Raw genomic sequence first — 21,991 nt, forward strand, 5'->3', positions numbered from 1 at the left:
CCGGGGCCATCGTCCCTCCGAGAGACGGGAGGTCACGGAATGACGCGCGCCTGCATCGTGGGCTGGGCCCACACCCCCTTCGGCAAGCTGGAGGAGCCGGATGTCGAGGGGCTGATCGCCCGGGTCTCGGGGGAGGCGCTGGCCCATGCCGGCGTCGAGGATGCGCAGGTCGACGGGATCTACGTGGGCTCGATGAACACCGGCTTCTCGAAGCAGGGGTTCGAGGGATCGCTGGTGGCGGTGAACCGGCCCGGTCTCGCCCACGCTCCGGCGACCCACCTGGAGAATGCCTGCGCCACCGGCTCGGCGGCGCTCTACGCGGCCCTCGACTTCGTCGACAGCGGCCGCGGCCGGGTCGCCCTGGTGATCGGCGCCGAGAAGATGACGGCCAAGTCGGTCGCCGAGACCGGCGATATCCTGCTCGGCGCCTCCTACCGCAAGGAGGAGGCCGAGATCGAGGGCGGATTCGCGGGCGTGTTCGGGCGGATCGCGGCGGGCTACTTCCAGCGCTACGGCGATCGCAGCGAGGAGCTGGCCCGCATCGCCGCCAAGAACCACCGCAACGGCGTCGGCAACCCCTATGCGCAGCTACGCAAGGATCTCGGCTTCGACTTCTGCAACCGGGTCTCCGAGAAGAACCCCTACGTGGCGGCCCCGCTGCGCCGGACCGACTGCTCGCTGATCTCGGACGGCGCGGCGGCCCTGGTGGTGGCCGATGCCGAGACCGCCGAGGGGCTCGAGCGGGCGATCGGCTTCCGGGCCCGGGCGCATGTCAACGACATCCTGCCCCTGTCCCGGCGCGACCCGACGGAATTCAAGGGCGCCCGGATGGCCTGGGAGAAGGCCCGGAGCCAGGCCGGAATCGGCAACGACGACCTCTCCTTCGTGGAGACCCACGACTGCTTCACGATCGCCGAACTCATCGAGTACGAGGCGATGGGCCTCGCCGCCCCGGGCGAGGGGTATCGCGTGGTGCGCGACGGGTCCGCCGAGAAGGGCGGCCGGCTTCCGATCAACCCGTCCGGCGGACTGAAGGCCAAGGGACATCCGGTGGGCGCGACCGGCGTCTCGATGCACGTCATGGCCTGCCTCCAGCTCATGGGCGAGGCCGGGGAGATGCAGGTGCCGGGTGCCGAACTCGCCGGGATCTTCAACATGGGCGGCGCGGCCGTGGCGAATTACGTGTCGATCCTGGAACGGCGGCGCTGAGTTGGGGAAGACGGCTGCGCTTCTGTCCATCCCACTTGCGGGGAGGGGTCACGGGGTGGGGGTTGTGCCGGATGCGGCTCGGCGGTGCCGTCTGCACCACCCCCACCTCCAACGCCTCCCCGCAAGGGGGGGAAGAGAGCGCATCGCGCTTCCTCATCCGCTGCAGATAGAGAACGCTCGATGTGAGGAGACGCCCTGCATCTCGTGGGGCCGCCACGGCGCTGCACTCGATCCGGACATGCTCGGGCCCGCAGGGAAGGAAACCGCCCTGCTCAGCCCAGCCTGTCCAGCGCCTGCCTGAGATCGGCGATCAGATCGGCCTCGTTCTCCAGACCGATCGAGAGCCGGACGGTCTCGGGGCCGACCCGCGCGGCGGCTTTCTCGTGCTCCGGCAATTGCCGGTGCGTGGTCGACGAGGGATGGATCGCCAGCGATTTGATCTCGCCGATGTTCACGAGGTGCGAGATCAGTTCCAGCCCGGCGATGAACTGCAAGGCCGCCGCCTCGCCGCCCTTCAGCGCGACGGTGAAGATCGCGCCGGGCCCGTCCGGCGTGTAGCGGCGGGCGAGATCCTCGCCGGGTTGCCCCGGCAGAAGCGGGTAGCTCACCCAATCAATCGCGGGATGATCCTTCAGGAAGGCCGCCACCGCCCGCGCATTGGCGCAGTGCCGCTCCATGCGCAGGGGCAGGGTCTCGATCCCCATGAGCGTGAGGAAGGCGTTCATCGGCGACAGGCCGGGCCCGAGGTCGCGCAGGCCGAAGAACCGGCAGGCCGCGGCGAAGGGTGTTTTCGGGAACGCCTTCGTCAGGACCAGCCCGTCGTAGTCCGGCCAGGGCTCGGAGATGAGGTTGTAGCCGCCGGCCTTCTCCCAATCGAAGCGCCCGCCATCGCAGATCACGCCGCCGATGGTCTGGCCCGAGCCGCCCAGAAACTTCGAGGTCGAGTGCACGACGATGTCGGCGCCGTAGGCGATCGGCCGGATCAGCGCCGGAGACGCCAGGGTGTTGTCCACCACCAGCGGCAGGCCGTGGCGGCGCGCTACCGCGGCGATGCCGTCGAGGTCCATCACCGAGGCGCAGGGGTTCACGATCGATTCGCAGACGATCGCCCGGCAGTCCGGCGTGATCGCGGCCTCGAAATCCTCCGGGCTCATGCCGCGGGCGAAGCGGGGCTTCAGATCGTAGCGGCCGTCGAGGCGGCGCATCAGGCCGAGCGAGCCGCCGAACAGGCGCGGCGAGGCGACGTAGGCGTCCCCGCTCTTCATCAGGGTCATCAGCACCAGCAGCATCGCCGACTGGCCGGAGGAGACTGCCACGGCGGCCTTGGCCCCCTCGAGGTCGGCGATGCGGCGCTCCAGCGCGGCCACCGTCGGGTTCGAGCCGCGCGAGTAGGAGAAGCCGGTCCGACGGCCGGCGAAGATGTCCGCCGCCTGCTCGGTCGACTCGAACACGAAGCCGTTGGTGAAGTAGATCGGCTGGATTCGCGCGCCGGTGGCGGGATCCGGCGCCGCGCCGGCATGGATGGCCCGGGTCGCGAAGCGGTGCTGTCGGTTCTTGTCCGTCATGGGTCTCGGTCGGGTGGTCGGCGCCCCGACCGGGGGGTCAGGCCGCGCGGCGGAGGAAGGCGTGGAGCGTCCGGACCAGGGTCGTCGGCTCGTACGGCTTCGGGATGAAGCGCGCGCCCTCCGGCATGTCGTTCGGCCCGGGGGTGCCCATGCCGGACACCACCAGCACGGGGATCGACGGCCAGCGATGCGCCACCAAGCGCGCGAGGGCGAAGCCGTCCATCGAGCCCTGCGGCATGTCGACGTCGGTCATCAGGACGCCGACGTCGCTGCGATTCTCAAGGACCCGCAGCGCCTTGTCGGCGTGGCTCGCCTCCAGGACGGTGAAGCCCGCATCCGCGAGGGTGTCCGAAGCCTCCATCAGAAGGAGGCCGTCATCTTCCACCAGGAGCACCACGGGATGGTCGGACGGGCTATCTGACATCAGACCTGCGACGGTGAATCTCGATGGGTGAAGCCCGCGGCCTATTCCTCCGGGCCTCCCCGCGTCAAGGCGCGGGGTTCGGCCGCGTCAGGCCGCCTCCTCGCGCTTGCCCAGGCGCTTGTCGAGGTACGTGTCCACCGTCTGGGTCAGCTCCTCGACCTTGCCGTCGAAGAAGTGGTTCGCACCGTCGACCATCTGGTGCTCGATGATGACGCCCTTCTGGGTCTTCACCTTCTCGATCACCGGCATCACCTCGCGGGCGGGGGCCACCCGGTCCTCGGAGCCGTGCACGAACAGGCCGGAGGAGGGGCAGGGCGCCAGGAAGGTGAAATCGTAGCGGTTCGCCATCGCGGCGATCGAGATGAAGCCCTCGATCTCGGGACGGCGCATCAGCAGCTGCATGCCGATCCACGAGCCGAATGAGACGCCGGCGATCCAGCAGGACTTCGCCTCCGGGTTGACCGACTGAACCCAGTCGAGCGCGGCCGCGGCGTCCGACAGCTCCCCCGAACCGTGATCGAACGCGCCCTGGCTTCGGCCGACCCCGCGGAAATTGAAGCGCAGGGCCGCGAATCCGCGATTGGCGAACGTGTAGAACAGGTTATACACGATCTGGTTGTTCATCGTGCCGCCGAACTGCGGGTGCGGATGCAGGATGATGGCGATCGGCGCGCCGCGCTTCTTGGGGGCTTGGTAGCGGCCTTCCAGGCGGCCGGCCGGACCGGTGAAGATGACTTCGGGCATTGCTCGTCTCTCGCTGTCGAGATCGCCCGCCGGACGATCGGCGCGACAGCCTTGACTCGCCGCGCGCACTCCATAAAAGCGCTCTTAGAATAATTCTAGGTAATTAGAACTATTCTAAAAAGGCCGTCGGGAGCGTCGCGTCGGCTGTCGCACCGACCGTGCTCGGTCGGGGGATCTCATAGTCTCGGCGCGCCTTAGCACGGAGAGCCGGTGCGCGGGCAAGGAATTGTGACGCGCTGCAGCAGAGGGCGGAACGAAACGCGGATGAGCCGGGCACGCGCCTATCTCGACTACAATGCCACCGCCCCGGTCCGTCCCTCCGTCGCGGACGCGGTGGCGCGTGCGCTGATGCTCCCCGGCAATCCCTCGTCGGTCCACGCGGAGGGCCGCGCGGCGCGGGCCGCGCTGGAGGCCGCCCGCGCTCAGGTCGCCGCGCTGGTGAATGCGCGGCCGGAGCAGGTCGTCTTCACCAGCGGCGGCACGGAAGCGGCGAACGCGGTCCTGTCGGGCGCCCTGCGCGGCCGGGGCTTGCCGAACCCGACCCGCCTGCTTCACACCGCCACCGAGCATCCCTGCGTGGCCGCGGGTCACCGGTTCACGGACACGGCGGTGGACGTACTGCCGGTGACCGCAGACGGCGTGATCGATCTGTCGGCCCTGGAGGCGCGCCTCGCCGCCCATGCGCATGAGACCGTGCTCGTCTCGGTCCATGCGGCCAACAACGAGACCGGCGCGGTCCAGCCGCTGGCCGACGTGGTGGCCCTTGCCCGGGCGCACGGCCGGGTTCTGGTCCACAGCGACGCGGTGCAGGCGGCCGGCAAGGTCGCCCTCGACATGGCCCGGCTGGGCCTCGATGCGCTGACCCTGTCGGGCCACAAATTCGCGGCGCCGAAGGGCGTCGGCGCGCTGGTGCTGGCGGAGGGCGTCACCCTGGAGAGCCCGTTGCTCCGGGGGGGCGGCCAGGAGCGCAGCCAGCGCTGCGGCACCGAGGGGCTACCGGCGATCGTCGGCATGGGCGAGGCGGCCCGGATCGCCCGCGAGTCGCTGGACGGGGAGGCCGCGCGCCTATCCGCCCTGCGCGACCGGATCGAGGCGGGGGTCCGCGCCCTTGCGCCCGACGGCGTGGTGTTCGCCGCCGGAGCGGTGCGCCTGCCCAACACGCTCAACGTCGCGGTCCCGGGCCTCGACGCGCCCGCGGCCCTGATCGCCCTCGATCTCGCCGGCGTGGCAGTTTCGTCGGGCTCGGCCTGCTCCTCGGGGAAGGTCGCCCGCTCGGCGACGCTCGCCGCAATGGGGGTCGGTGCGGATCTTGCCGGGGGGGCGCTGCGCGTCAGCCTCGGCTGGAACACGGTGGACGCGGATGCGGCATGCTTCCTCGACGCCTTCGAACGGGTGCTACAGCCCCTATATAAACGGCGAGGGCGCGCGGCCTGAGTGCCGCGCCCTCCGCTATCCGAAAGACGCTTCCCGGTCCTTGACGCCGGAGATGCCTAGGAGACGCTGATGCCTGCCGTGCAGGAAACCATCGACCGGGTCCGTTCCATCGATCTCGACCAGTACAAGTACGGGTTCGAGACCACCATCGAGATGGAGAAGTCCGAGAAGGGCATCTCCGAGGACGTGGTTCGTTTCATCTCGGCCAAGAAGAACGAGCCCGCGTGGCTGCTGGAATGGCGCCTCGACGCCTACCGGCGCTGGCTGACCATGCAGGAGCCGGAATGGGCCCGCGTCTCCTACGACAAGGTCAACTACAACGACATCTACTACTACGCGGCGCCGAAGCGCCCGGCGGCGATGTCGCTCGACGAGATCGATCCCGAGATCCTGAAGACCTACGAGAAGCTCGGCATCCCGCTCCGCGAGGTCGAGGTGCTGGAAGGCATCGCGCCCGAGCGTCGTGTCGCGGTCGACGCCGTGTTCGACTCCGTCTCGGTGGCCACCACCTTCAAGAAGGAGCTCTCGAAGGCCGGCGTGATCTTCATGCCGATCTCCGAGGCCGTGCAGGAATATCCGGAGCTGGTGCAGAAGTATCTGGGCTCCGTCGTGCCGGCGACCGACAACTTCTTCGCGACGCTGAACTCGGCCGTGTTCTCGGACGGCTCCTTCGTCTACATCCCGCCGGGCGTCCGCTGCCCGATGGAGCTGTCGACCTACTTCCGCATCAACGAGCGCGATACCGGCCAGTTCGAGCGCACGCTGATCATCGCCGACAAGGGTTCCTACGTCTCGTACCTCGAGGGCTGCACCGCCCCGAAGCGCGACGACAACCAGCTCCATGCCGCGGTGGTCGAGCTGGTCGCCCTTGACGACGCCGAGATCAAGTACTCGACGGTCCAGAACTGGTACCCGGGCGACAACGACGGCAAGGGCGGGATCTACAACTTCGTCACGAAGCGCGGCGACTGCCGCGGCGCCCGCTCGAAGATCTCGTGGACGCAGGTCGAGACCGGCTCGGCGATCACCTGGAAGTACCCGTCCTGCATCCTGCGCGGCGACGATTCCCGCGGCGAGTTCTACTCGATCGCGGTGTCGAACGGCATGCAGCAGGTCGATTCCGGCACCAAGATGATCCATCTCGGCAAGAACACCACGAGCCGGATCATCTCCAAGGGCATCTCGGCGGGCCGTTCGCAGAACACCTACCGGGGCCTCGTCTCGGCCCACAGGAAGGCGACCAATGCCCGGAACTTCACCAACTGCGACTCGCTGCTGATCGGCGACCAGTGCGGCGCCCACACGGTGCCGTACATCGAGTCGAAGAACGCCTCGGCGGTGTTCGAGCACGAGGCGACGACCTCGAAGATCTCCGAGGACCAAAAGTTCTACTGCCAGCAGCGCGGCCTCTCCGAGGAGGAGGCGACCGCGCTCATCGTCAACGGCTTCGTCCGGGACGTGCTGCAGCAGTTGCCGATGGAGTTCGCCGTCGAGGCCCAGAAGCTGATCTCGATCAGCCTGGAGGGCTCGGTGGGCTGATGCCGCGGCCATGACCTACGCGTTCGACACCCTCACGTTCACGCAGCGAGTGGAACAAGTCGGTGTCGGACGCGAACAGGCCGTGGCGCACGCCGAACTGGCGCGCGACATGATCCTTGCCGATACGGCGACGAAGGCCGATCTCACGGAACTGAAGAAAGATATCGAGGCTTCGCTCCGCGAACTCGAGCTTCGCATGACGGTGAAGATCGGCGCGATCATCGGTGCCGCAGTTACCGTGATAACGGCGCTTCAGAAATTCCTTTGACGGTCCGAGACCGACCAACATCTGATTCTTAGGACTACGAAGACATGCTGGAAATCAAGAACCTCGTCGTGCAGATCGAGGACAACCGCATCCTGAATGGCCTCAACCTGACCGTGAACGACGGCGAGGTCGCGGCGATCATGGGGCCGAACGGCTCGGGCAAGTCGACCCTCTCCTACGTCATCGCCGGCAAGGAGGACTATGAGGTCCTCGACGGAGAGATCCTGCTCGACGGGCAGAACGTTCTGGAGATGGCCGCCGACGAGCGCGCCGCGGCCGGTATCTTCCTGGCCTTCCAGTACCCGCTGGAGATCCCCGGCGTCGGCACGATGACGTTCCTGAAGGCCTGCCTGAACGCGCAGCGCAAGGCGCGCGGCGAGGCGGAGCTGTCGACCCCCGACTTCATCCGGGCGGTGAACGGCGCGGCCGACAAGCTGGAGATCAACAAGGAGATGCTCAAGCGCGCCCTCAACGTCGGCTTCTCCGGCGGCGAGAAGAAGCGCATGGAGATCCTCCAGATGGCGCTGCTGCAGCCGAAGTTCTGCGTGCTCGACGAGACCGATTCCGGCCTCGACATCGACGCCCTGCGCATCGTCTCCGAGGGGGTGAATGCCCTGCGCGATCAGGGCCGCTCGTTCCTGGTCATCACTCACTACCAGCGGCTGCTCAACCACATCGTGCCCGACACCGTACACGTCATGTCGAAGGGTCAGATCGTGAAGACCGGCGGCAAGGACCTCGCCCTCGAACTCGAGGCGTCGGGCTACGCCGAGTACCGCACCAGCGAGGCCGCCTGAGCCATGGCCGACGTCACCAACCTCCGCTCCCCCGCCGAGGCCGGCCTGTCGAAGCTGTTCGAGGCGGCCCGCCAGGGCTTCGCCTCCGAGGAGGCCATCGCCCGCGAGGAGGCGTTCCGCTTCTTCGAGGCGACCGGCCTGCCCAGCCGCCGGGTCGAGGCGTTCAAGTACACGGACCTGCGGGCCGCCATCACGGAGGCCGCTCCGCCGGCCGAGGCGCCGAGCCTCGACGCCGCCAAGGCCGCGGTGGCGCGGGCGACGGCCTTCAGCGGGATCGAGGCCGCGCGCCTCACCTTCGCGAACGGCCATCTGGTCCGCGAACTGTCCGACCTCGATCGCCTTCCGGAGGGCGTCCGGGTCGTGCCGCTGAACGAGGCGCTGTCCCGGGGCGACCCCGCCCTGAAGCAGCTCGCCCCGGTCGCGCAGGCCCGGGAGAACCCGGTCTATCAGCTCAACACCGCGTTCCTGGCGGACGGGGCCCTGATCGCGGTCGCGCCCGGCGCGAAGCCGGAGCGGCCGCTGCACCTCCGTTTCGTCGGCACCGGCGACCGGCCGTTCTCGACCGCGACGCGCGTACTGGTGGAGCTCGGCGAGGCCGCGGAATTCGCCCTGCTCGAGAGCCACGAGGGCCCCGACGGCCTCACCGCCCAGCCCAACGACGCCCTCGACGTGGTGGTCGGACCCAGGGCCGCGTTCCGGCACACCCGCCTGAACAAGGAGGGCGACGCCACCATCGCGCTCTCGACCCTCTCGCTGAAGGTCGAGGCCGAGGCGCAGGTCGAGACCGTGAACCTCGTGACCGGGGCGGTGCTGTCGCGCCACCAGATCTACGTTCACGTCGCCGGCGAGGACACCAACGTCGTGGTGAACGGGGCGGCGATGCTGCGGAACGGCCAGCTCGCCGACTCCACCCTGCTCGCCGACCACGCCGCGGTCGGCGGTGTCGGGCGCGAGCAGTTCAAGTGGATCATCGACGGCGACGCCACCGGGGTGTTCCAGGGCAAGATCATCGTCCGCCAGGTCGCCCAGAAGACCGACGGCAAGATGAAGTCCGACTGCCTGCTCCTCACCGACGAGGGGCAGATGATGAACAAGCCGGAGCTGGAGATCTTCGCCGACGACGTCGCCTGCGGCCACGGGGCCACCTGCGGCGCGCCGGATCCGGACCTGCTGTTCTATCTGATGGCCCGCGGCCTGCCGCGTCCCGTCGCCGAGAGCCTGCTGGTTCAGGCCTTCGTGGGTGAGGCTGTGGAAGCGGTCACGCACGCGGGTGCTCGCGAGGCGCTGATCGGCGAGATCGAAGCCTGGCTGAAGACGCGCGCGTAGCGTCCGCACGTCGCCCGTCCTGGGAGACGCGACGCAGTCTCCTCCCCCTCGCGGGGAGGAGCCGGAGGTGGGGGTTGCGCCGGATGAAGCTCGGCGCCTCCCGAACCACCCCCACCCTGACCCTCCCCGCACGGGGGAGGGGGTCCGTCCGGTCCGAAGGGACGGCGTCCTGTGAGTGAGAAGCGATGAACGCACCCGTCCTCACCCCCGCCTACGATGTCGAGACGGTCCGCAGGGACTTCCCGATCCTGGCCCAACAGGTCTACGGCAAGCCCCTGGTCTATCTCGACAACGCGGCCTCGGCGCAGAAGCCGAAGGCGGTGATCGACGCCATGGTGTCCTGCATGGAGACCGGCTACGCCAACGTGCACCGCGGCCTTCACTACATGGCGAACGCCGCCACCGAAGGCTTCGAGGGCGCCCGCGAGACCACCCGCCAGTTCCTCAATGCGGCCTCCACCGACGAGATCATCTTCACCCGCAACGCCACCGAGGCCTACAACCTCGTGGCGTCGTCGATGGGCTGGGCCGGGCTGATCGGGGAGGGGGACGAGATCATCCTCTCGATCATGGAGCACCACTCCAACATCGTGCCATGGCACTTCCTGCGCGAGCGCCGGGGCGCCGTGATCAAGTGGGCACCGGTGGACGACCAGGGCAACTTCCTGGTGGAGGAATACGAGAAGCTGTTCTCGCCCCGCACCCGGATGGTGGCGATCACCCACATGTCGAACGTGCTCGGCACGGTGACGCCCGCCGCCGAGATCGTCCGCATCGCCCACGCCCACGGCGTGCCGGTGCTCCTCGACGGGGCGCAGAGCGCCGTCCACCAGCCCGTCGATGTCCAGGCGCTCGACTGTGACTTCTTCGTCTTCACCGGTCACAAGGTCTACGGTCCGACCGGGATCGGCGTGCTCTACGGCAAGAAGGAATGGCTGGAGCGCCTGCCGCCCTACCAGGGCGGCGGCGAGATGATCCGGACGGTCAGCCAGGACGCGATCACCTACAACGATCCGCCGCACCGGTTCGAGGCCGGGACCCCGGCGATCATCGAGGCGGTGGGGCTCGGCGCGGCGCTCGAATACATGATGAGCCTGGGGCGCGAGGCGATTGCGGCCCACGAGGCCAAGCTCACGGCCTACGCCCAGGAGCGGCTCGGGGCGATGAATTCGCTCCGCCTCATCGGCACCGCCCCGGGCAAGGGCGGCGTGATCGCCTTCGAGATGAAGGGGGCGCATGCCCACGACATCGCCACGGTGATCGACCGCCAGGGCGTCGCGGTCCGGGCCGGGACTCACTGCGCCATGCCGTTGCTCACGCGCTTCGGCGTCACCTCGACCTGCCGCGCTTCCTTCGGCCTCTACAACACCACCGCCGAGATCGACGCCCTTGCCGAGGCGCTCGGCAGAGCAGAGATGCTGTTCACCTGATAACCTGCGCTGAGGCGGGTCCCGTCCGCACGGGCCCGGGGAGAGTGAAGCGATGACCACCGACGCCACCATCACCGGCGGCATGAACGCCCCCGCCGTCGCCGGCGCCTCGGCGATCCCGCAGGCGGAACTGGACCGTCTGACCGACGACATCGTCGCGGCGCTGAAGAGCGTCTACGATCCCGAGATCCCGGCCGACATCTACGAACTCGGCCTGATCTACAAGGTCGACATCGACGACGACCGGAAGGTCGCCATCGATATGACCCTCACGGCCCCCGGCTGCCCGGTGGCGGGCGAGATGCCCGGCTGGGTGGAGAACGCGGTGAGCGCGGTGCCGGGCGTCCAGTCCTGCACGGTGACCATGGTGTTCGACCCGCCGTGGGACCAGAGCCGCATGTCGGACGAGGCCCGCGTCGCCCTCGATATGTGGTAGCGCGGAACGGGGGGCGGCTCGAAGGCGCCGGCCTTCCGCCGACTCTTCGAACTCCGCCCGAAGCCGGCAGCCCGGGCCTCCGGAATTGCCGTCTCGACCCGGAGCCAGCATGGCACGCCGGTACGCGTCGAACGGGCGGACCCGATGGCGCTGCCGATCACGGACCGCAGCACCGCCACAACGGCGCGCGTGCCGGGTCGACGGTTGCTGAAGCGTCGCCATGCCGGCGTGCCGAGAAATCTCATCGGTGGCCGGACGCCGGCCGATGCCTGGGACCGACGATGTTCTCGAGGGCGACAAGGTCGTGTCGCGCGAGAGCGAAGATCATCGTCCGCATCCCCGGTACCGGCGCGCCGTCCACCGACCCGCCGAGCCCGCCCCCCGCGCGATGATCGCGGCCCGCATCACGCGCCGCATCGCCGGAGCGCCCGAGGCAATCTCATCGGAGCCTGCCGAATGCTGATGCGGGGCGCGGGAAGATCAGTCCGCAGGTCGAAGGACATTCGACAGTCGGGCTAGAATACAGGCGCCCCCCCGTAGATTAGTCGAACCCGCCGGCCTCTTGCGATCTGCAGGCTTCTACGGGGCCGTTAAGGCTGCGCTAACCATGACGGCGCAGATCAGGTCATGCCGCGACGCTGCGGCGCCTTCCTCGATGCGGGTGGTGGTTTCCAATGGCTTCGGGCTATGTGATCGCGGCGCTCTTGGAGACGGCCGGGCTGATCGGCCTCGTGATCGCCGCGGTGAAGATCCGGGCCGAGCGCCAGGCGAAGGCCGGCGAACTGCGCAGCTTCCTGCGGTCCGGGCAGTTGCCACCGTCGATTCCCGTCCTTGTCCGGTCCCGCTGGACCTCTGCCACCGGTGGGCGCACGCTCACCCTGCAGGCGACCTCCGGCCGGACGCTGGCGGCGGGCGAATCCACCGCGCGTTCGGCGCTCGGCCGCGCGATCGTGCGCAGCGGACGTGCTGTCCGAGACGATCTCGGCCGCCCCGTCAGCGCAGGATGACGTCGAGGCCGCTGCCGAAGAGCACTACCGCGCTGAGCGTGAGCATGAACTTCAAGTCTTCGAGGCGCGCGCTCATGATCTTTCACTTGTGCCCCGCCGCGTCATCGCTGCCCGGCTGCTGAAGATCACCGCATTAACGGATTTTTCGCGAGTCCTTTCAGCTTCCGTTAGGGATTTACCGACGGTTTCCGTTTATTAAGGTTGTCTATCGGTTAACGACCCGCACGGCACGGCACGGCACGGCCGGTCCAGGGCGCGTCAGGGAGGCTGCACACGATGGATCAGGAGCGGACCGGACCGATCGGACGCGGTTTCGACTGGGTCTTCCGCGACCGGACCACGGGTGCGATCACGATCGCCCAATGGCCGAACCTGCCGCTCTGGCTGTTCGGCGCCCTCACGCTGGCGGCTTGGGCGACCCGCGGCACCCCGACGCTCGCATCCTGGCTGTCGGTCGGCGCCGACCTTGCCCTCGCTTGGTGGGCGCTCGATGAGCTGCTCCGGGGCGTGAATCCCTGGCGCCGGTTTCTCGGCGCCGCAACGCTCTTCGGGCTCGTCGCCCTCATCACGCTTCGGCGAGCAGCTTAGTTCGGATCGACGTGGTCGCGCTACTCGCGATTGCATCCGATGACGGACGAACAGCCCCGGAAATCACCGCGTCTCTGATAAAAACTGTTCTGTACCGAAGGGGATGCGCCAGTGGTCACCGGCGCAGACTACCGGCTAAGCTCGGTTCCCACACATCCGAACATAACGGTAGGTTGCACCCGCGATGAATCTGTGAATGGTCGCGCTGAGCATCGCTGCGAGCGATGCTGGCTTGCCATGACGCGCCCTCCGGCGCCCTGCTGTGGGATTGGTGTTGACGCCATCATGACGGACGTTGGAGGATCCGACCTCGACGCCACCGCCGCGGACGAGCGGGAGCGGCTGCTCCGGCAGATCGCCGGGGCGCTGAACATTCCGGTCACGGCCTTCCGACATCGCATGGCCTGGGTTCCGGGATCCTCCGGACCGAACGCTTCGGAATGCGCGGCCCTGCTGGCCGCGTTCGCGCGGATCGACGACAGGGAGCGCCGCCGCGCCTGCCTGGCGATGGTGGAACGCTTCGGCGACCCGCTCGCATAGAAAATCCCGGCGGTGCGCTCGCGCACATGGGCCCGGTGAGCGCCGGTGATTCGGCATGCTATAGGCCGCCCGTGTCCGATGTGGCCGACCCCGGCGGCGCACCGGAATGCCGGCTGCGGCCGCGCATCCCCCGCTGATCCCAGGCCCTGATGCCGATCCTCTCCATCTCGAAGCTGTCGAAGACCTACAAGTCGGGTTTCACCGCCCTGCGCGACATCGACCTCGCCATCGAGCGGGGAGAGATCTTCGCGCTGCTCGGCCCGAACGGGGCCGGCAAATCCACGCTGATCAACATCGTCTGCGGCATCGTGACGGCGAGTTCCGGCACGGTTCTGGTCGATGGCCGCGACATCGCCGGCGACTACCGCGCCGCGCGCCGGGCGATCGGGCTCGTCCCGCAGGAGCTGACCACCGACGCCTTCGAGACGGTGCTCAACACCGTGAGCTTCTCCCGCGGCCTGTTCGGGCTGAAGCCTGATCCGGGCCATATCGAGCGGATCCTGCGGGCGCTCTCCCTCTGGGACAAGCGCGACAGCCGGCTGATGACCCTCTCGGGCGGGATGAAGCGCCGTGTCCTCATCGCCAAGGCCCTGTCGCACGAGCCCCGGATCCTGTTTCTCGACGAACCCACGGCGGGCGTCGACGTGGAGCTGCGTCAGGACATGTGGCGCCTCGTGCGCGACCTCCGGCAGCAGGGCGTCACCGTCATCCTCACGACCCACTACATCGAGGAGGCCGAGGAGATGGCCGACCGCATCGGCGTGATCCGCCGGGGCGAGATCATCCTGGTCGAGGAGAAGGCCGCGCTGATGCACAAGCTCGGCCGCAAGCAGCTCACCCTTCACCTCCAGAAGCCGATCGCCGCCGTGCCCCCGGAACTCGCCGATTACGCACTGGCGCTCGCCGGTGAGGGGAACGAGCTGGTCTACACCTACGATACGCGCGCCGAGCGCACCGGCATCACCGGCCTGCTGACCGGGCTTTCGGCGGCGGGCATCCGTTTCAACGACCTCCACACCGAGCAGAGTTCGCTGGAGGACATCTTCGTGGGCTTGGTCCGCGAGGAGGGGGCACGGGCATGAGCGCGGGGTTCGGCATGAACTGGCCGGCGGTCCGGGCCATCTACCTGTTCGAGATGGGCCGATTCTGGCGCACCGCCGGCCAGAGCATCCTGGCGCCGGTGATCTCGACGACCCTCTACTTCGTCGTCTTCGGGGCGGCGATCGGCTCACGGGTCTCGGCGGTGGACGGCGTGCCCTACGGGCTGTTCATCGTGCCCGGCCTGATCATGCTGTCGCTGCTGACGCAGAGCATCTCCAACGCCTCGTTCGGCATCTATTTCCCGCGCTTCGCCGGCACGATCTACGAGATCCTGTCGGCGCCGATCTCGCCGCTGGAGGTGGTCCTGGGCTTCGTCGGCGCGGCGGCCTCGAAGTCGATCCTGATCGGGCTGATCATCCTGGCGACCTCGGCGCTGTTCGTGCCGCTGCGGATCGACCACCCGCTCTGGATGATCGCCTTCCTGTTTCTCACCGCGGTGACGTTCAGCCTGTTCGGCTTCGTCATCGGCCTGTGGGCGGACGGGTTCGAGAAGCTGCAGCTGGTGCCGCTCCTCGTGGTGACGCCGCTGACCTTCCTGGGCGGCAGCTTCTACGCCATCGGCATGCTGCCGCCGTTCTGGCACGCGGTGAGCCTGCTCAACCCCGTCGTCTACCTGATCAGCGGCTTCCGCTGGGCGTTCTTCGGCAAGGGGGACGTGAGCATCGCGGTCAGCCTGGGGATGACCGCCCTGTTCCTGTGCGTGTGCCTGGGCCTCGTCACCTACATCTTCCGCACGGGATACCGCCTGAAGAGCTGAAGGCTCAGGGCTGCGCGGCGAGGAAGGCCAGCACGCCGTCCCGGTGCGGCTTGGCGCCGACCGCGGTGGAGTGGTCCTTGCCCTCGATCTCGAGCGCCCGGGCGTCCGGCATCAGCGCAGCGAGCCCCGGTCCCGAACCCGCCACCGTGTCGAGGGTCCCGACCGAGACCAGCACCGGCACCTCGATCTGCCCGAGTTCCGCCCGGCTCAAGGTCTGGCGCGAGCCCCGCATGCAGGCGGCCAACGCCCGCAGGTCGCTCCGGGTCTGCTCGGCGAAGATGCGGAACGCCGCGGCCGTCGGGTTCGGCGCCGGGGTGCCGGCAGGGGCCTCCAGAGCCTCGGCGATGCCGGACGGCAGCCCCTTGCCCTCGACGAGATGCATGCCGAGGCCGCCGATCAGCGCGGAGCGCACCCGGTCGGAATGGTCCAGCGCGATGTGGGCGGTGATCCGGCCGCCCATCGAATAGCCCATGATGTGGGCCCGCGCGATGCCCAGATGGTCGAGCAGCCGCACCGCGTCGCCCGCCATCGCCTCCGAGCTGTAGGCGGCCGGATCGTAGAGCTTCTCGCTCTCGCCGTGGCCGCGATTGTCGAGGGCGATCGCCCGGTAGCCGGCCTGGGTGAGGGCCTTCACCCACTGGGTGTTGACCCAATTGACCGCATGGTTCGACGCGAAGCCGTGGATCAGCAGGATCGGCGTGCCGCCGCCTTCCGCCGGCGGGACGTCGATATAGGCGATCCGCACGCCGTCGGATTCGAAGGAGTCCATGCCGCGCAACCCGTGCTCATCAGCTTGGCCACGGCTTTAGCCAGACGGGTGCGCCGGGGCAACGCGGATCGATCCGCTTGCGGGTCGCGGCGCCGGCTGGCAAACCGCCCCGGTCATGACGGACATGCAGCCCTACGGCACCTACGAACCGGCCGGCCTCGTGGCGGCGATCACCCGCCGCACCAACCGGATCCCGGCCGAGTCCTGGTATGGGCGCCGCCTCGCGCTGTTCCTGCGCCGGATCGCCATCGCGCGGCTCGGCGGCAAGCCCCTCGACGTGACCCGCTACGGCGCGCGGATGCGGCTGCACCCCTACAACAACAACTGCGAGAAGAAGGTGCTCTTCACCCCGCAGTTCTTCGACCCCGAGGAGCGGGCGCTGCTGCAGGCCCGCCTGCCGAGCGACTGCGTCTTCCTCGACATCGGCGCCAATGTCGGCGCTTACGCCCTGTGCGTGGCCGCCTTCTCCGGGCCGGGTGCCCGGATCGTCGCGGTGGAACCGCAGCCCGACGTGTTCGACCGGCTGACCTACAACATCGCCCAGAACCCGTTCCACACGGTCAAGGCCGTCGCCTGCGCGGTGGCCGACAAGGCCGGCGAGCTGACCCTGTTCATCGACCCCCGCAACCGCGGCGAATCCAGCTTGCGCATCGTCGGCACCAACCAGGGTGCCCGGATCACCGTGCCCGCGGTGACGCTCCTCGACCTGCTGCACCGCGAGGGCCTGACCCGGGTCGATGCCGTCAAGCTCGATGTCGAGGGCGCCGAGGACCTGATCCTGGAGCCGTTCCTGCGCGAGGCGCCGGAGACGCTTCTGCCGCGCATCCTCCTGATCGAGAACGGCACCGGGCAGTGGCAGCTCGACCTGCCCAGGCACCTCGAAGGCTACGGCTATCGCGAGATTGCGCGCTCACGGCTGAACCTGATGTTCGAGCGCCCGGCCGACCGGGCCGCGGATCGCCCTACGGCGGCGTGATCACCGGAATCTCGTCCGCGATGGCGACGCCTTCCGGCTGCACAGCGCAGCGATAGGCGCGGACCTCCACGCCCGCCGCGCGCGCCTCCCGGAAGGCGCGATCGAACACGGGGTCGATATCCCGGGCGACGTCGAAGGCGTCCGCGTGCATCTGCACGACGATGACGACCAGCGCCCGGCCGCCCTCCGCCACCACCTGGGCGAGGTCGCGCATGTGCCGGGCGCTGCGGGCGGCCTTGCAGTCCGGGAACTCCGCGAGCCCGGGCTGGCGCATCAGGTGGCAGTTCTTGACCTCGACATGACAGGGCCCGGACGCTGCGCCGCTGGCCAGGAAATCGACGCGGCTCGCCTGCGCGTACCTGACTTCCGGCTTCAGGACGGCGTGGCCGGCGAGGGCCGGGATCGCGCCGTCCCGGAAGGCTTCGGCGACCAGGGCATTCGGGCGCAGGGTGTTGATGCCGACCCATTGCGGGCCGCCGGGCAGGTCGGCCTCCACGAGTTCCCAGGTCAGCGGCAGCTTGCGCGCCGGATTGGCGGAGCGGGACATCAGCACGCGGGCGCCCGGCGTGTTCAGCCCGATCATCGCCCCGGGGTTGGGGCAATGGACTGTCACCCCGCCGCCTTCGGTGTCGATGTCGGCCAGGAAACGCTTATAGCGCTGGACGAGCCGTCCCGGCAGGAGCGGCGCGGCGAACTGCATCGGGTCCCCGGGGTTCACGTAGTCGCGGACCACGCTACGGTCGCGCTCTCTGCCTGTCAGCCCCGCACGACGTCCGAGCCCATGAACCAGCCTTCCGACCCCATCACGGCCGCGATCCTCGTCATCGGTGACGAGATCCTCTCGGGCCGCACCAAGGACAAGAACATCGGCACCATCGCCGACTTCCTCACCGCCGCCGGGATCGACCTGCGCGAGGTGCGGATCGTGCCGGACGAGGCCCCGATGATCGTCGAGGCGGTGAACGCGCTGCGCGCCCGCTACACCTATCTGTTCACCACCGGGGGGATCGGCCCGACCCACGACGACATCACCGCCGATTGCGTGGCCGAAGCCTTCGGCGTCGGCATCGACATCGACGAGCGGGCGCGCGCGATGCTGCTGGAGCGGCACAAACCCGAGGACCTGAACGCGGCGCGCCTGCGCATGGCGCGGATCCCGTTCGGGGCCGACCTGATCGCCAACCCGGTCTCGAAGGCGCCGGGCTTCCGGATCGGCAACGTCCACGTCATGGCCGGCGTGCCCAGCATCATGCAGGCCATGCTCGATTCGATCGCCCCGACCCTCAAGGGCGGCGCCACCATGCTGTCCGAGACGATCGAGGCGGCCGGCCTGGCGGAGGGCAGCTACGCGGGCGGCCTCGGCGAGATCGCGAAGGCGCGGCCGGCGGTATCGATCGGGTCCTACCCGGCTATGACGCCGGAGGGCTTCCGCAACCGGATCGTCGTGCGCAGCCGCGACGCCCAGGCGCTCGCCGAGGCGCGGGACGCGGTCGAAGACCTGCTGGCGCGGCTGTCAGCCTGACAATCGGACATCCGATCGGATCGAGTGGCGTAGCGAGGCTGAGCGGATGGTGCGGGACAAGAACAAGCGGGCCGATCCGGCGGCCCGGCGGGACGAGTTGCTCAAGGAAGTCTCGGAGATCGGCCGGCCGGACGCCTACGTCCTGCACGAGGTCATCCGGCTGGAAGGCGACGAGGAGTTGCGGCGCCACGGTCTGGCGCTGTTCCTGTCCGCCTTCTCGGCCGGTCTCAGCATCGCCCTGTCGCTGATCGTGCCGGGCGTCCTGCGCAGCCACCTGCCCGAAACCGACTGGGCCAAGATCGTCAGCTCGATGGGCTACGCGGTCGGGTTCCTGGTCGTCGTGCTCGGACGCCAGCAGCTCTTCACCGAGAACACCATCACGCCGATCCTGCCGCTGCTGCACGATCGCTCGGTGAAGACGGCTGTGCGGGTGGTGCGGCTCTGGGCGATCGTCCTGTCCGGCAACATCCTGGGCACCCTGACCATCGCGACGGTGATCGCCCATTCCGGCGCGTTCGAGCCGCCGGTGCTCAAGGCTTTCGCCGAGATCAGCCACGACGCCATCGCGCACGAGTTCTGGTCGACATTCGTGAAGGCGATCTTCGCCGGCTGGATGGTGGCACTGATGGTCTGGTTCCTCCCGGCCACCGGCAGCGCGGCCCCCTTCGTGATTCTGCTGATGACCTGGCTCGTAGCGCTCTGCAGCCTCGCGCACATCGTCGCCGGCTCCGTGGAGGCCTTCTATCTGGTGGTCACCGGCGCGGCCTCGATGGGCGATTACGGATTGAAGTTCTTCCTGCCGACCCTGCTCGGCAACGCCTTCGGCGGGGCGACTCTGGTGGCGGTTTTGAATTACGGGCAGGTGGCGCCGGAGGTGGAGGAGACCAAGGCGGTCGAAGGCGAGCGCACCGACTGACCCGGTACGGGGGCTGCGGGCGCTGCGATCATCCCGGCAGCCCGGCTCAATCGAGGCGGACGGGCGGCCCGATCAGCTGATCGAGATCATCGAGAAGCCAGGCCAGGGTCCCGCGCAGGGGCCCGTAGAGGCCGATCTGGTGCTGACGATACAGCAGGTCGTGGGTCAGCCGCGCGGAGAGCCCGTTCAGGCGGCCGCCGCCGAACGTGTAGCGGCCCAGGGTACCCCACCCGTTGTAGTCGGCCAGGGAGACGATGGCGCCCTTCTCCACGTAACGGAACGGCGGAAGCTCCGCCGCGACCGTGCCACCCCGGGCCAGGGCGCGGCCGAGATGGCGGGCGAGGTGCTGGGCCATCTGCCGGGCGGCCTGGGCGGTCGCCGGGACGGGCTTGCCGGAATGCGGATCGGTGAGGCTGGCGCAGTCGCCCAGGGCGAGGACGGCCGGATCGCCGGTCGTGCGCAGATCCGGGCCGACGACGAGCTGCCCGGTCCGCGAGCGGTCCAGTCCGTCGAGACCGGCGAGCACGTCAGGCGCTTTCACGCCCGCCGCCCAGACCTTCAGCCCGGCCGGGACGCGGCTGCCGTCCTTCAACGTGAAGCCCGCGCCATCCGCCCCGGTGACCATCGCGTTCGTGCGCACCGCGACGGCGAGATCCGCGAGGGTACGGGTGGCGGCCCGCGAGACGCGTTCGGGAAAGGCGGGCAGCAGGCGCGGGCCGCTCTCGAGCAACGTCAGGCGCAGGCGCCCGGGCATATCCGGCGAGCCGTAGGCCGAGAGCAGGTCGATGGCGTGCTTCAGCTCGGCGGCCAGCTCGACCCCGGTGGCGCCCCCGCCCACGATGGCGATCTCCAGCATCCCGCCGCGATCGAGCCGCGCCAGCAGATGGCGGCGCAACTGGGTGTGGAACGCCTCCGCCTCGGTCAGATCGTCGATGGTCAGGCAGTGCGCGGCCACGCCCGGCGTGCCGAAATCGTTGGCGCGGCTGCCGATGGCGAGGACGAGCAGGTCGTAGGCGAGGTCCACCTCCGGGTGCCCGTCCGCGGCCTCCACGGCCAGGCGGGCGCGCCTCGTCCGCAGGTCGACGCCGACCAGGGCCCCGGGTTGGAAGCGGAAGCCGTTGCGCCGTGCCTGCGCGAAGAAATCCACCTTCTGCCGGTCGGCCCGGGCCGTGCCGGCCGCGAAGGTGTGCAGCATCGGCTTCCAGACATGGGACAGGCTGCGGTCGGCCAGGGTCACGTCGGCGCGGCCGCCCCGCCCAAGGTGGGTGGCGACCTCGATGCCGGCGACGCCGCCGCCGACGATCACGATCCGCGCCCTGTCCGCCATGACGTCTCCGCTCTCACCATCGTCGGGAACGCCGGCGCAGTCGCCGATGTTCGGCGCGGCGGTCCGAAAACGAAAAAAGCCGCCCGGAGGCGGCTTCTGGACGATCGATTGCCGGGACGGGATCAGGACCGCATGCGGGTCCGGACCTCGCCGAGGCTCGCACGGATCAGGCCCTGCGCGGCCTCGCCCTGCATCCGCTCGCGCAGGATCGTCTCCGACACCTTCACGGCGGCCTCGGCGGCGGCGGCGCGCACCTGGGCTTCGGCCTGCGCCTCGGCCTGGGCGATCTTGGTCTCGGCGGCCAGGGTCCGGCGGGCCAGGAAGTCGTCGAGCTTGCGATGACCCTCCTCGGCCGCGCGCTCGGCCTCCTCGCGGGCACCGGCGACGATCGACTCGGCCTCCTTCTCGGCCTCGGCGCGCCGGCGCTTGTAGTCGGCGAGCACGGCCGCCGCCTCCTCGCGCAGGCGCTTGGCCTCGTCGAGTTCGTGACGGACCCGGTTGGCGCGGCCGTCCAGGCCCTTGATCATCGTCGAGAAGGCCCCGGCCTTCCAGGCGATGCCCAGGAAGACGACGAACGCGACGGCGACCCAGAATTCGGCTTCGAGCAGCATCGTGGGTTCCCGGCTAGTGTGCGGTAGCGTCGAGGGCGCGATCGAGGCTGGCCCGCTCCGGGGCCTGACCCGTGAGGCGCTCGACGATCGCCGACGCGGCCTCGCCCGCGATGGCGCGGACGTTGCCCATGGCGGCCTCGGTCCGGGTGCGGATCGTCGCCTCGGCGGCGGCGATCTTGGCGTTCAGCTCCGCCTCCAGCGCCTTGCGCTTGACCTCGGCCTCGGCGGCCAGGGCGTTCCGGGTGGTCTGCGCGATGTCGCGCGCCTTGCCCTGGGCGTCCCGGAGGGCGGTCTCGAAGGCCACGCCGGCGGCGTCCGCCTCGGCCTTCATCGCCTGCGCCTGGTCCAGGTCGGCGCGCAGGCGCTCGGAGCGCGCGTGCAGGATCGACTGGATCCGCGGCAGCGCGATCTTGTCCATCAGATAGTAGAGGAGCCCGAAGGCCAGCGCGAGCCAGATCAGCTGCGCCAGGAAGCCCGAACTCTCGAAGGGCGGAAAGGCGCCGGTATGCGCCTCCGTGTGCTCGGTATGGCCCGGCACGATCTGCGTGTCGGCGCCCGGAGGCGGCGTGGTGAGGGGATTGGGCTGAGCCATGAGACCGCTACACTGACACCGTTCGCTGAGGCCACCGCCGGGGCGGTGACGGAAGAAGCGGGCGCCCCCCGGGGAGCGCCCACCCGTTCATCGGGCGGCTGCCCGAGGAGGCC

The 21,991-nt window shown here is 69.3% G+C and carries 25 protein-coding genes; 17 read left to right on the plus strand and 8 right to left on the minus strand.

Annotated elements, in window-relative coordinates; genetic code table 11:
* Window positions 1-39 precede the first annotated feature (39 nt).
* Window positions 40-1,209, plus strand: a complete 1,170-nt coding sequence (locus tag MKL01_RS29110) for an acetyl-CoA acetyltransferase (RefSeq protein ID WP_243908662.1) — start codon at window positions 40-42, stop codon at window positions 1,207-1,209.
* Window positions 1,210-1,481: 272 nt separating this feature from the next.
* Here the strand turns inward: MKL01_RS29110 and MKL01_RS29115 are convergent, their stop codons facing one another.
* The 3 genes from MKL01_RS29115 to MKL01_RS29125 form a co-directional block, all read right to left on the minus strand.
* On the minus strand, window positions 1,482-2,774 hold the full coding sequence (locus MKL01_RS29115) for an O-acetylhomoserine aminocarboxypropyltransferase/cysteine synthase family protein (RefSeq protein WP_243908663.1): 1,293 nt from the start codon (window positions 2,772-2,774) through the stop codon (window positions 1,482-1,484).
* 37 nt (window positions 2,775-2,811) lie between these two features.
* Window positions 2,812-3,198 (minus strand): response regulator, encoded by a 387-nt coding sequence (locus tag MKL01_RS29120; RefSeq protein WP_243908664.1) that lies wholly within the window; start codon window positions 3,196-3,198, stop codon window positions 2,812-2,814.
* A gap of 87 nt (window positions 3,199-3,285) precedes the next feature.
* Window positions 3,286-3,942, minus strand: a complete 657-nt coding sequence (locus tag MKL01_RS29125; protein ID WP_243908665.1) for an alpha/beta hydrolase — start codon at window positions 3,940-3,942, stop codon at window positions 3,286-3,288.
* A gap of 264 nt (window positions 3,943-4,206) precedes the next feature.
* On the opposite strand from MKL01_RS29125, the gene MKL01_RS29130 reads away from it, so the two are divergent.
* From MKL01_RS29130 to MKL01_RS29190, 13 genes are all read left to right on the plus strand, one after another.
* Window positions 4,207-5,376 (plus strand): cysteine desulfurase family protein, encoded by a 1,170-nt coding sequence (locus MKL01_RS29130; RefSeq protein ID WP_243908666.1) that lies wholly within the window; start codon window positions 4,207-4,209, stop codon window positions 5,374-5,376.
* Between the two features lie 69 nt (window positions 5,377-5,445).
* A complete protein-coding gene (gene sufB, locus MKL01_RS29135) occupies window positions 5,446-6,915 on the plus strand; it encodes a Fe-S cluster assembly protein SufB (RefSeq protein ID WP_243908667.1) in 1,470 nt (489 codons plus the stop codon).
* Between the two features lie 10 nt (window positions 6,916-6,925).
* Window positions 6,926-7,183, plus strand: a complete 258-nt coding sequence (locus MKL01_RS29140) for a hypothetical protein (RefSeq protein WP_243908668.1) — start codon at window positions 6,926-6,928, stop codon at window positions 7,181-7,183.
* Window positions 7,184-7,227: 44 nt separating this feature from the next.
* Window positions 7,228-7,980 (plus strand): Fe-S cluster assembly ATPase SufC, encoded by a 753-nt coding sequence (gene sufC / locus MKL01_RS29145; protein ID WP_243908669.1) that lies wholly within the window; start codon window positions 7,228-7,230, stop codon window positions 7,978-7,980.
* Window positions 7,981-7,983: 3 nt separating this feature from the next.
* Window positions 7,984-9,306, plus strand: a complete 1,323-nt coding sequence (locus MKL01_RS29150; RefSeq protein ID WP_243908670.1) for a SufB/SufD family protein — start codon at window positions 7,984-7,986, stop codon at window positions 9,304-9,306.
* Between the two features lie 185 nt (window positions 9,307-9,491).
* The gene (locus MKL01_RS29155) at window positions 9,492-10,736 is read left to right on the plus strand and encodes a cysteine desulfurase (protein ID WP_243908671.1); all 1,245 of its coding nucleotides are present in this window, start codon (window positions 9,492-9,494) and stop codon (window positions 10,734-10,736) included.
* Between the two features lie 52 nt (window positions 10,737-10,788).
* A complete protein-coding gene (locus tag MKL01_RS29160) occupies window positions 10,789-11,172 on the plus strand; it encodes an SUF system Fe-S cluster assembly protein (protein WP_243908672.1) in 384 nt (127 codons plus the stop codon).
* Between the two features lie 265 nt (window positions 11,173-11,437).
* Window positions 11,438-11,635, plus strand: a complete 198-nt coding sequence (locus MKL01_RS29165; protein ID WP_243908673.1) for a hypothetical protein — start codon at window positions 11,438-11,440, stop codon at window positions 11,633-11,635.
* Window positions 11,636-11,861: 226 nt separating this feature from the next.
* On the plus strand, window positions 11,862-12,179 hold the full coding sequence (locus tag MKL01_RS29170) for a hypothetical protein (protein ID WP_243908674.1): 318 nt from the start codon (window positions 11,862-11,864) through the stop codon (window positions 12,177-12,179).
* A 276-nt stretch (window positions 12,180-12,455) separates the two neighbouring features.
* Window positions 12,456-12,767, plus strand: coding sequence for a hypothetical protein (locus tag MKL01_RS29175; protein WP_243908675.1), 312 nt, complete (start codon window positions 12,456-12,458; stop codon window positions 12,765-12,767).
* A gap of 285 nt (window positions 12,768-13,052) precedes the next feature.
* Window positions 13,053-13,307 carry a hypothetical protein gene (locus MKL01_RS29180; RefSeq protein ID WP_243908676.1) on the plus strand — a complete coding sequence of 85 codons (255 nt, stop codon included), beginning with the start codon at window positions 13,053-13,055 and terminating at the stop codon, window positions 13,305-13,307.
* 146 nt (window positions 13,308-13,453) lie between these two features.
* Window positions 13,454-14,389 carry an ABC transporter ATP-binding protein gene (locus MKL01_RS29185; RefSeq protein WP_243908716.1) on the plus strand — a complete coding sequence of 312 codons (936 nt, stop codon included), beginning with the start codon at window positions 13,454-13,456 and terminating at the stop codon, window positions 14,387-14,389.
* A 14-nt stretch (window positions 14,390-14,403) separates the two neighbouring features.
* Entirely contained in the window at window positions 14,404-15,165 is a 762-nt protein-coding gene (locus MKL01_RS29190; RefSeq protein WP_243908717.1) for an ABC transporter permease, read from the plus strand.
* A gap of 4 nt (window positions 15,166-15,169) precedes the next feature.
* Here MKL01_RS29190 and MKL01_RS29195 read toward each other — a convergent pair whose 3' ends face one another.
* On the minus strand, window positions 15,170-15,934 hold the full coding sequence (locus tag MKL01_RS29195; RefSeq protein ID WP_243908677.1) for an alpha/beta fold hydrolase: 765 nt from the start codon (window positions 15,932-15,934) through the stop codon (window positions 15,170-15,172).
* A gap of 115 nt (window positions 15,935-16,049) precedes the next feature.
* On the opposite strand from MKL01_RS29195, the gene MKL01_RS29200 reads away from it, so the two are divergent.
* Window positions 16,050-16,910: an FkbM family methyltransferase gene (locus tag MKL01_RS29200; RefSeq protein WP_243908678.1), complete on the plus strand. Its 861-nt coding sequence runs from the start codon at window positions 16,050-16,052 to the stop codon at window positions 16,908-16,910.
* Here MKL01_RS29200 and sfsA read toward each other — a convergent pair.
* Window positions 16,897-17,610, minus strand: a complete 714-nt coding sequence (sfsA, locus tag MKL01_RS29205; protein WP_243908718.1) for a DNA/RNA nuclease SfsA — start codon at window positions 17,608-17,610, stop codon at window positions 16,897-16,899. The two genes, MKL01_RS29200 and sfsA, sit on opposite strands and share 14 nt — an antisense overlap.
* Before the next feature lie 81 nt (window positions 17,611-17,691).
* Between sfsA and MKL01_RS29210 the strand changes: the two genes are divergently transcribed.
* Both MKL01_RS29210 and MKL01_RS29215 read left to right on the plus strand, forming a co-directional pair.
* Window positions 17,692-18,432 carry a competence/damage-inducible protein A gene (locus tag MKL01_RS29210; RefSeq protein ID WP_243908679.1) on the plus strand — a complete coding sequence of 247 codons (741 nt, stop codon included), beginning with the start codon at window positions 17,692-17,694 and terminating at the stop codon, window positions 18,430-18,432.
* A 46-nt stretch (window positions 18,433-18,478) separates the two neighbouring features.
* Window positions 18,479-19,348, plus strand: a complete 870-nt coding sequence (locus MKL01_RS29215) for a formate/nitrite transporter family protein (RefSeq protein ID WP_243908680.1) — start codon at window positions 18,479-18,481, stop codon at window positions 19,346-19,348.
* Window positions 19,349-19,394: 46 nt separating this feature from the next.
* Here the strand turns inward: MKL01_RS29215 and MKL01_RS29220 are convergent, their stop codons facing one another.
* The 3 genes from MKL01_RS29220 to MKL01_RS29230 all read right to left on the minus strand — a co-directional run bounded on the left by MKL01_RS29220 (window position 19,395) and on the right by MKL01_RS29230 (window position 21,878).
* The gene (locus tag MKL01_RS29220; protein WP_243908681.1) at window positions 19,395-20,675 is read right to left on the minus strand and encodes an NAD(P)/FAD-dependent oxidoreductase; all 1,281 of its coding nucleotides are present in this window, start codon (window positions 20,673-20,675) and stop codon (window positions 19,395-19,397) included.
* Window positions 20,676-20,797: 122 nt separating this feature from the next.
* The gene (locus tag MKL01_RS29225) at window positions 20,798-21,283 is read right to left on the minus strand and encodes an ATP F0F1 synthase subunit B (protein WP_243908719.1); all 486 of its coding nucleotides are present in this window, start codon (window positions 21,281-21,283) and stop codon (window positions 20,798-20,800) included.
* Window positions 21,284-21,299: 16 nt separating this feature from the next.
* Complete coding sequence (locus tag MKL01_RS29230; protein ID WP_243908682.1) at window positions 21,300-21,878, minus strand: F0F1 ATP synthase subunit B'; 579 nt, start codon at window positions 21,876-21,878, stop codon at window positions 21,300-21,302.
* Window positions 21,879-21,991 lie beyond the last annotated feature (113 nt).

The organism is Methylobacterium sp. J-070, from assembly GCF_022829385.1.
GTDB lineage: Bacteria > Pseudomonadota > Alphaproteobacteria > Rhizobiales > Beijerinckiaceae > Methylobacterium.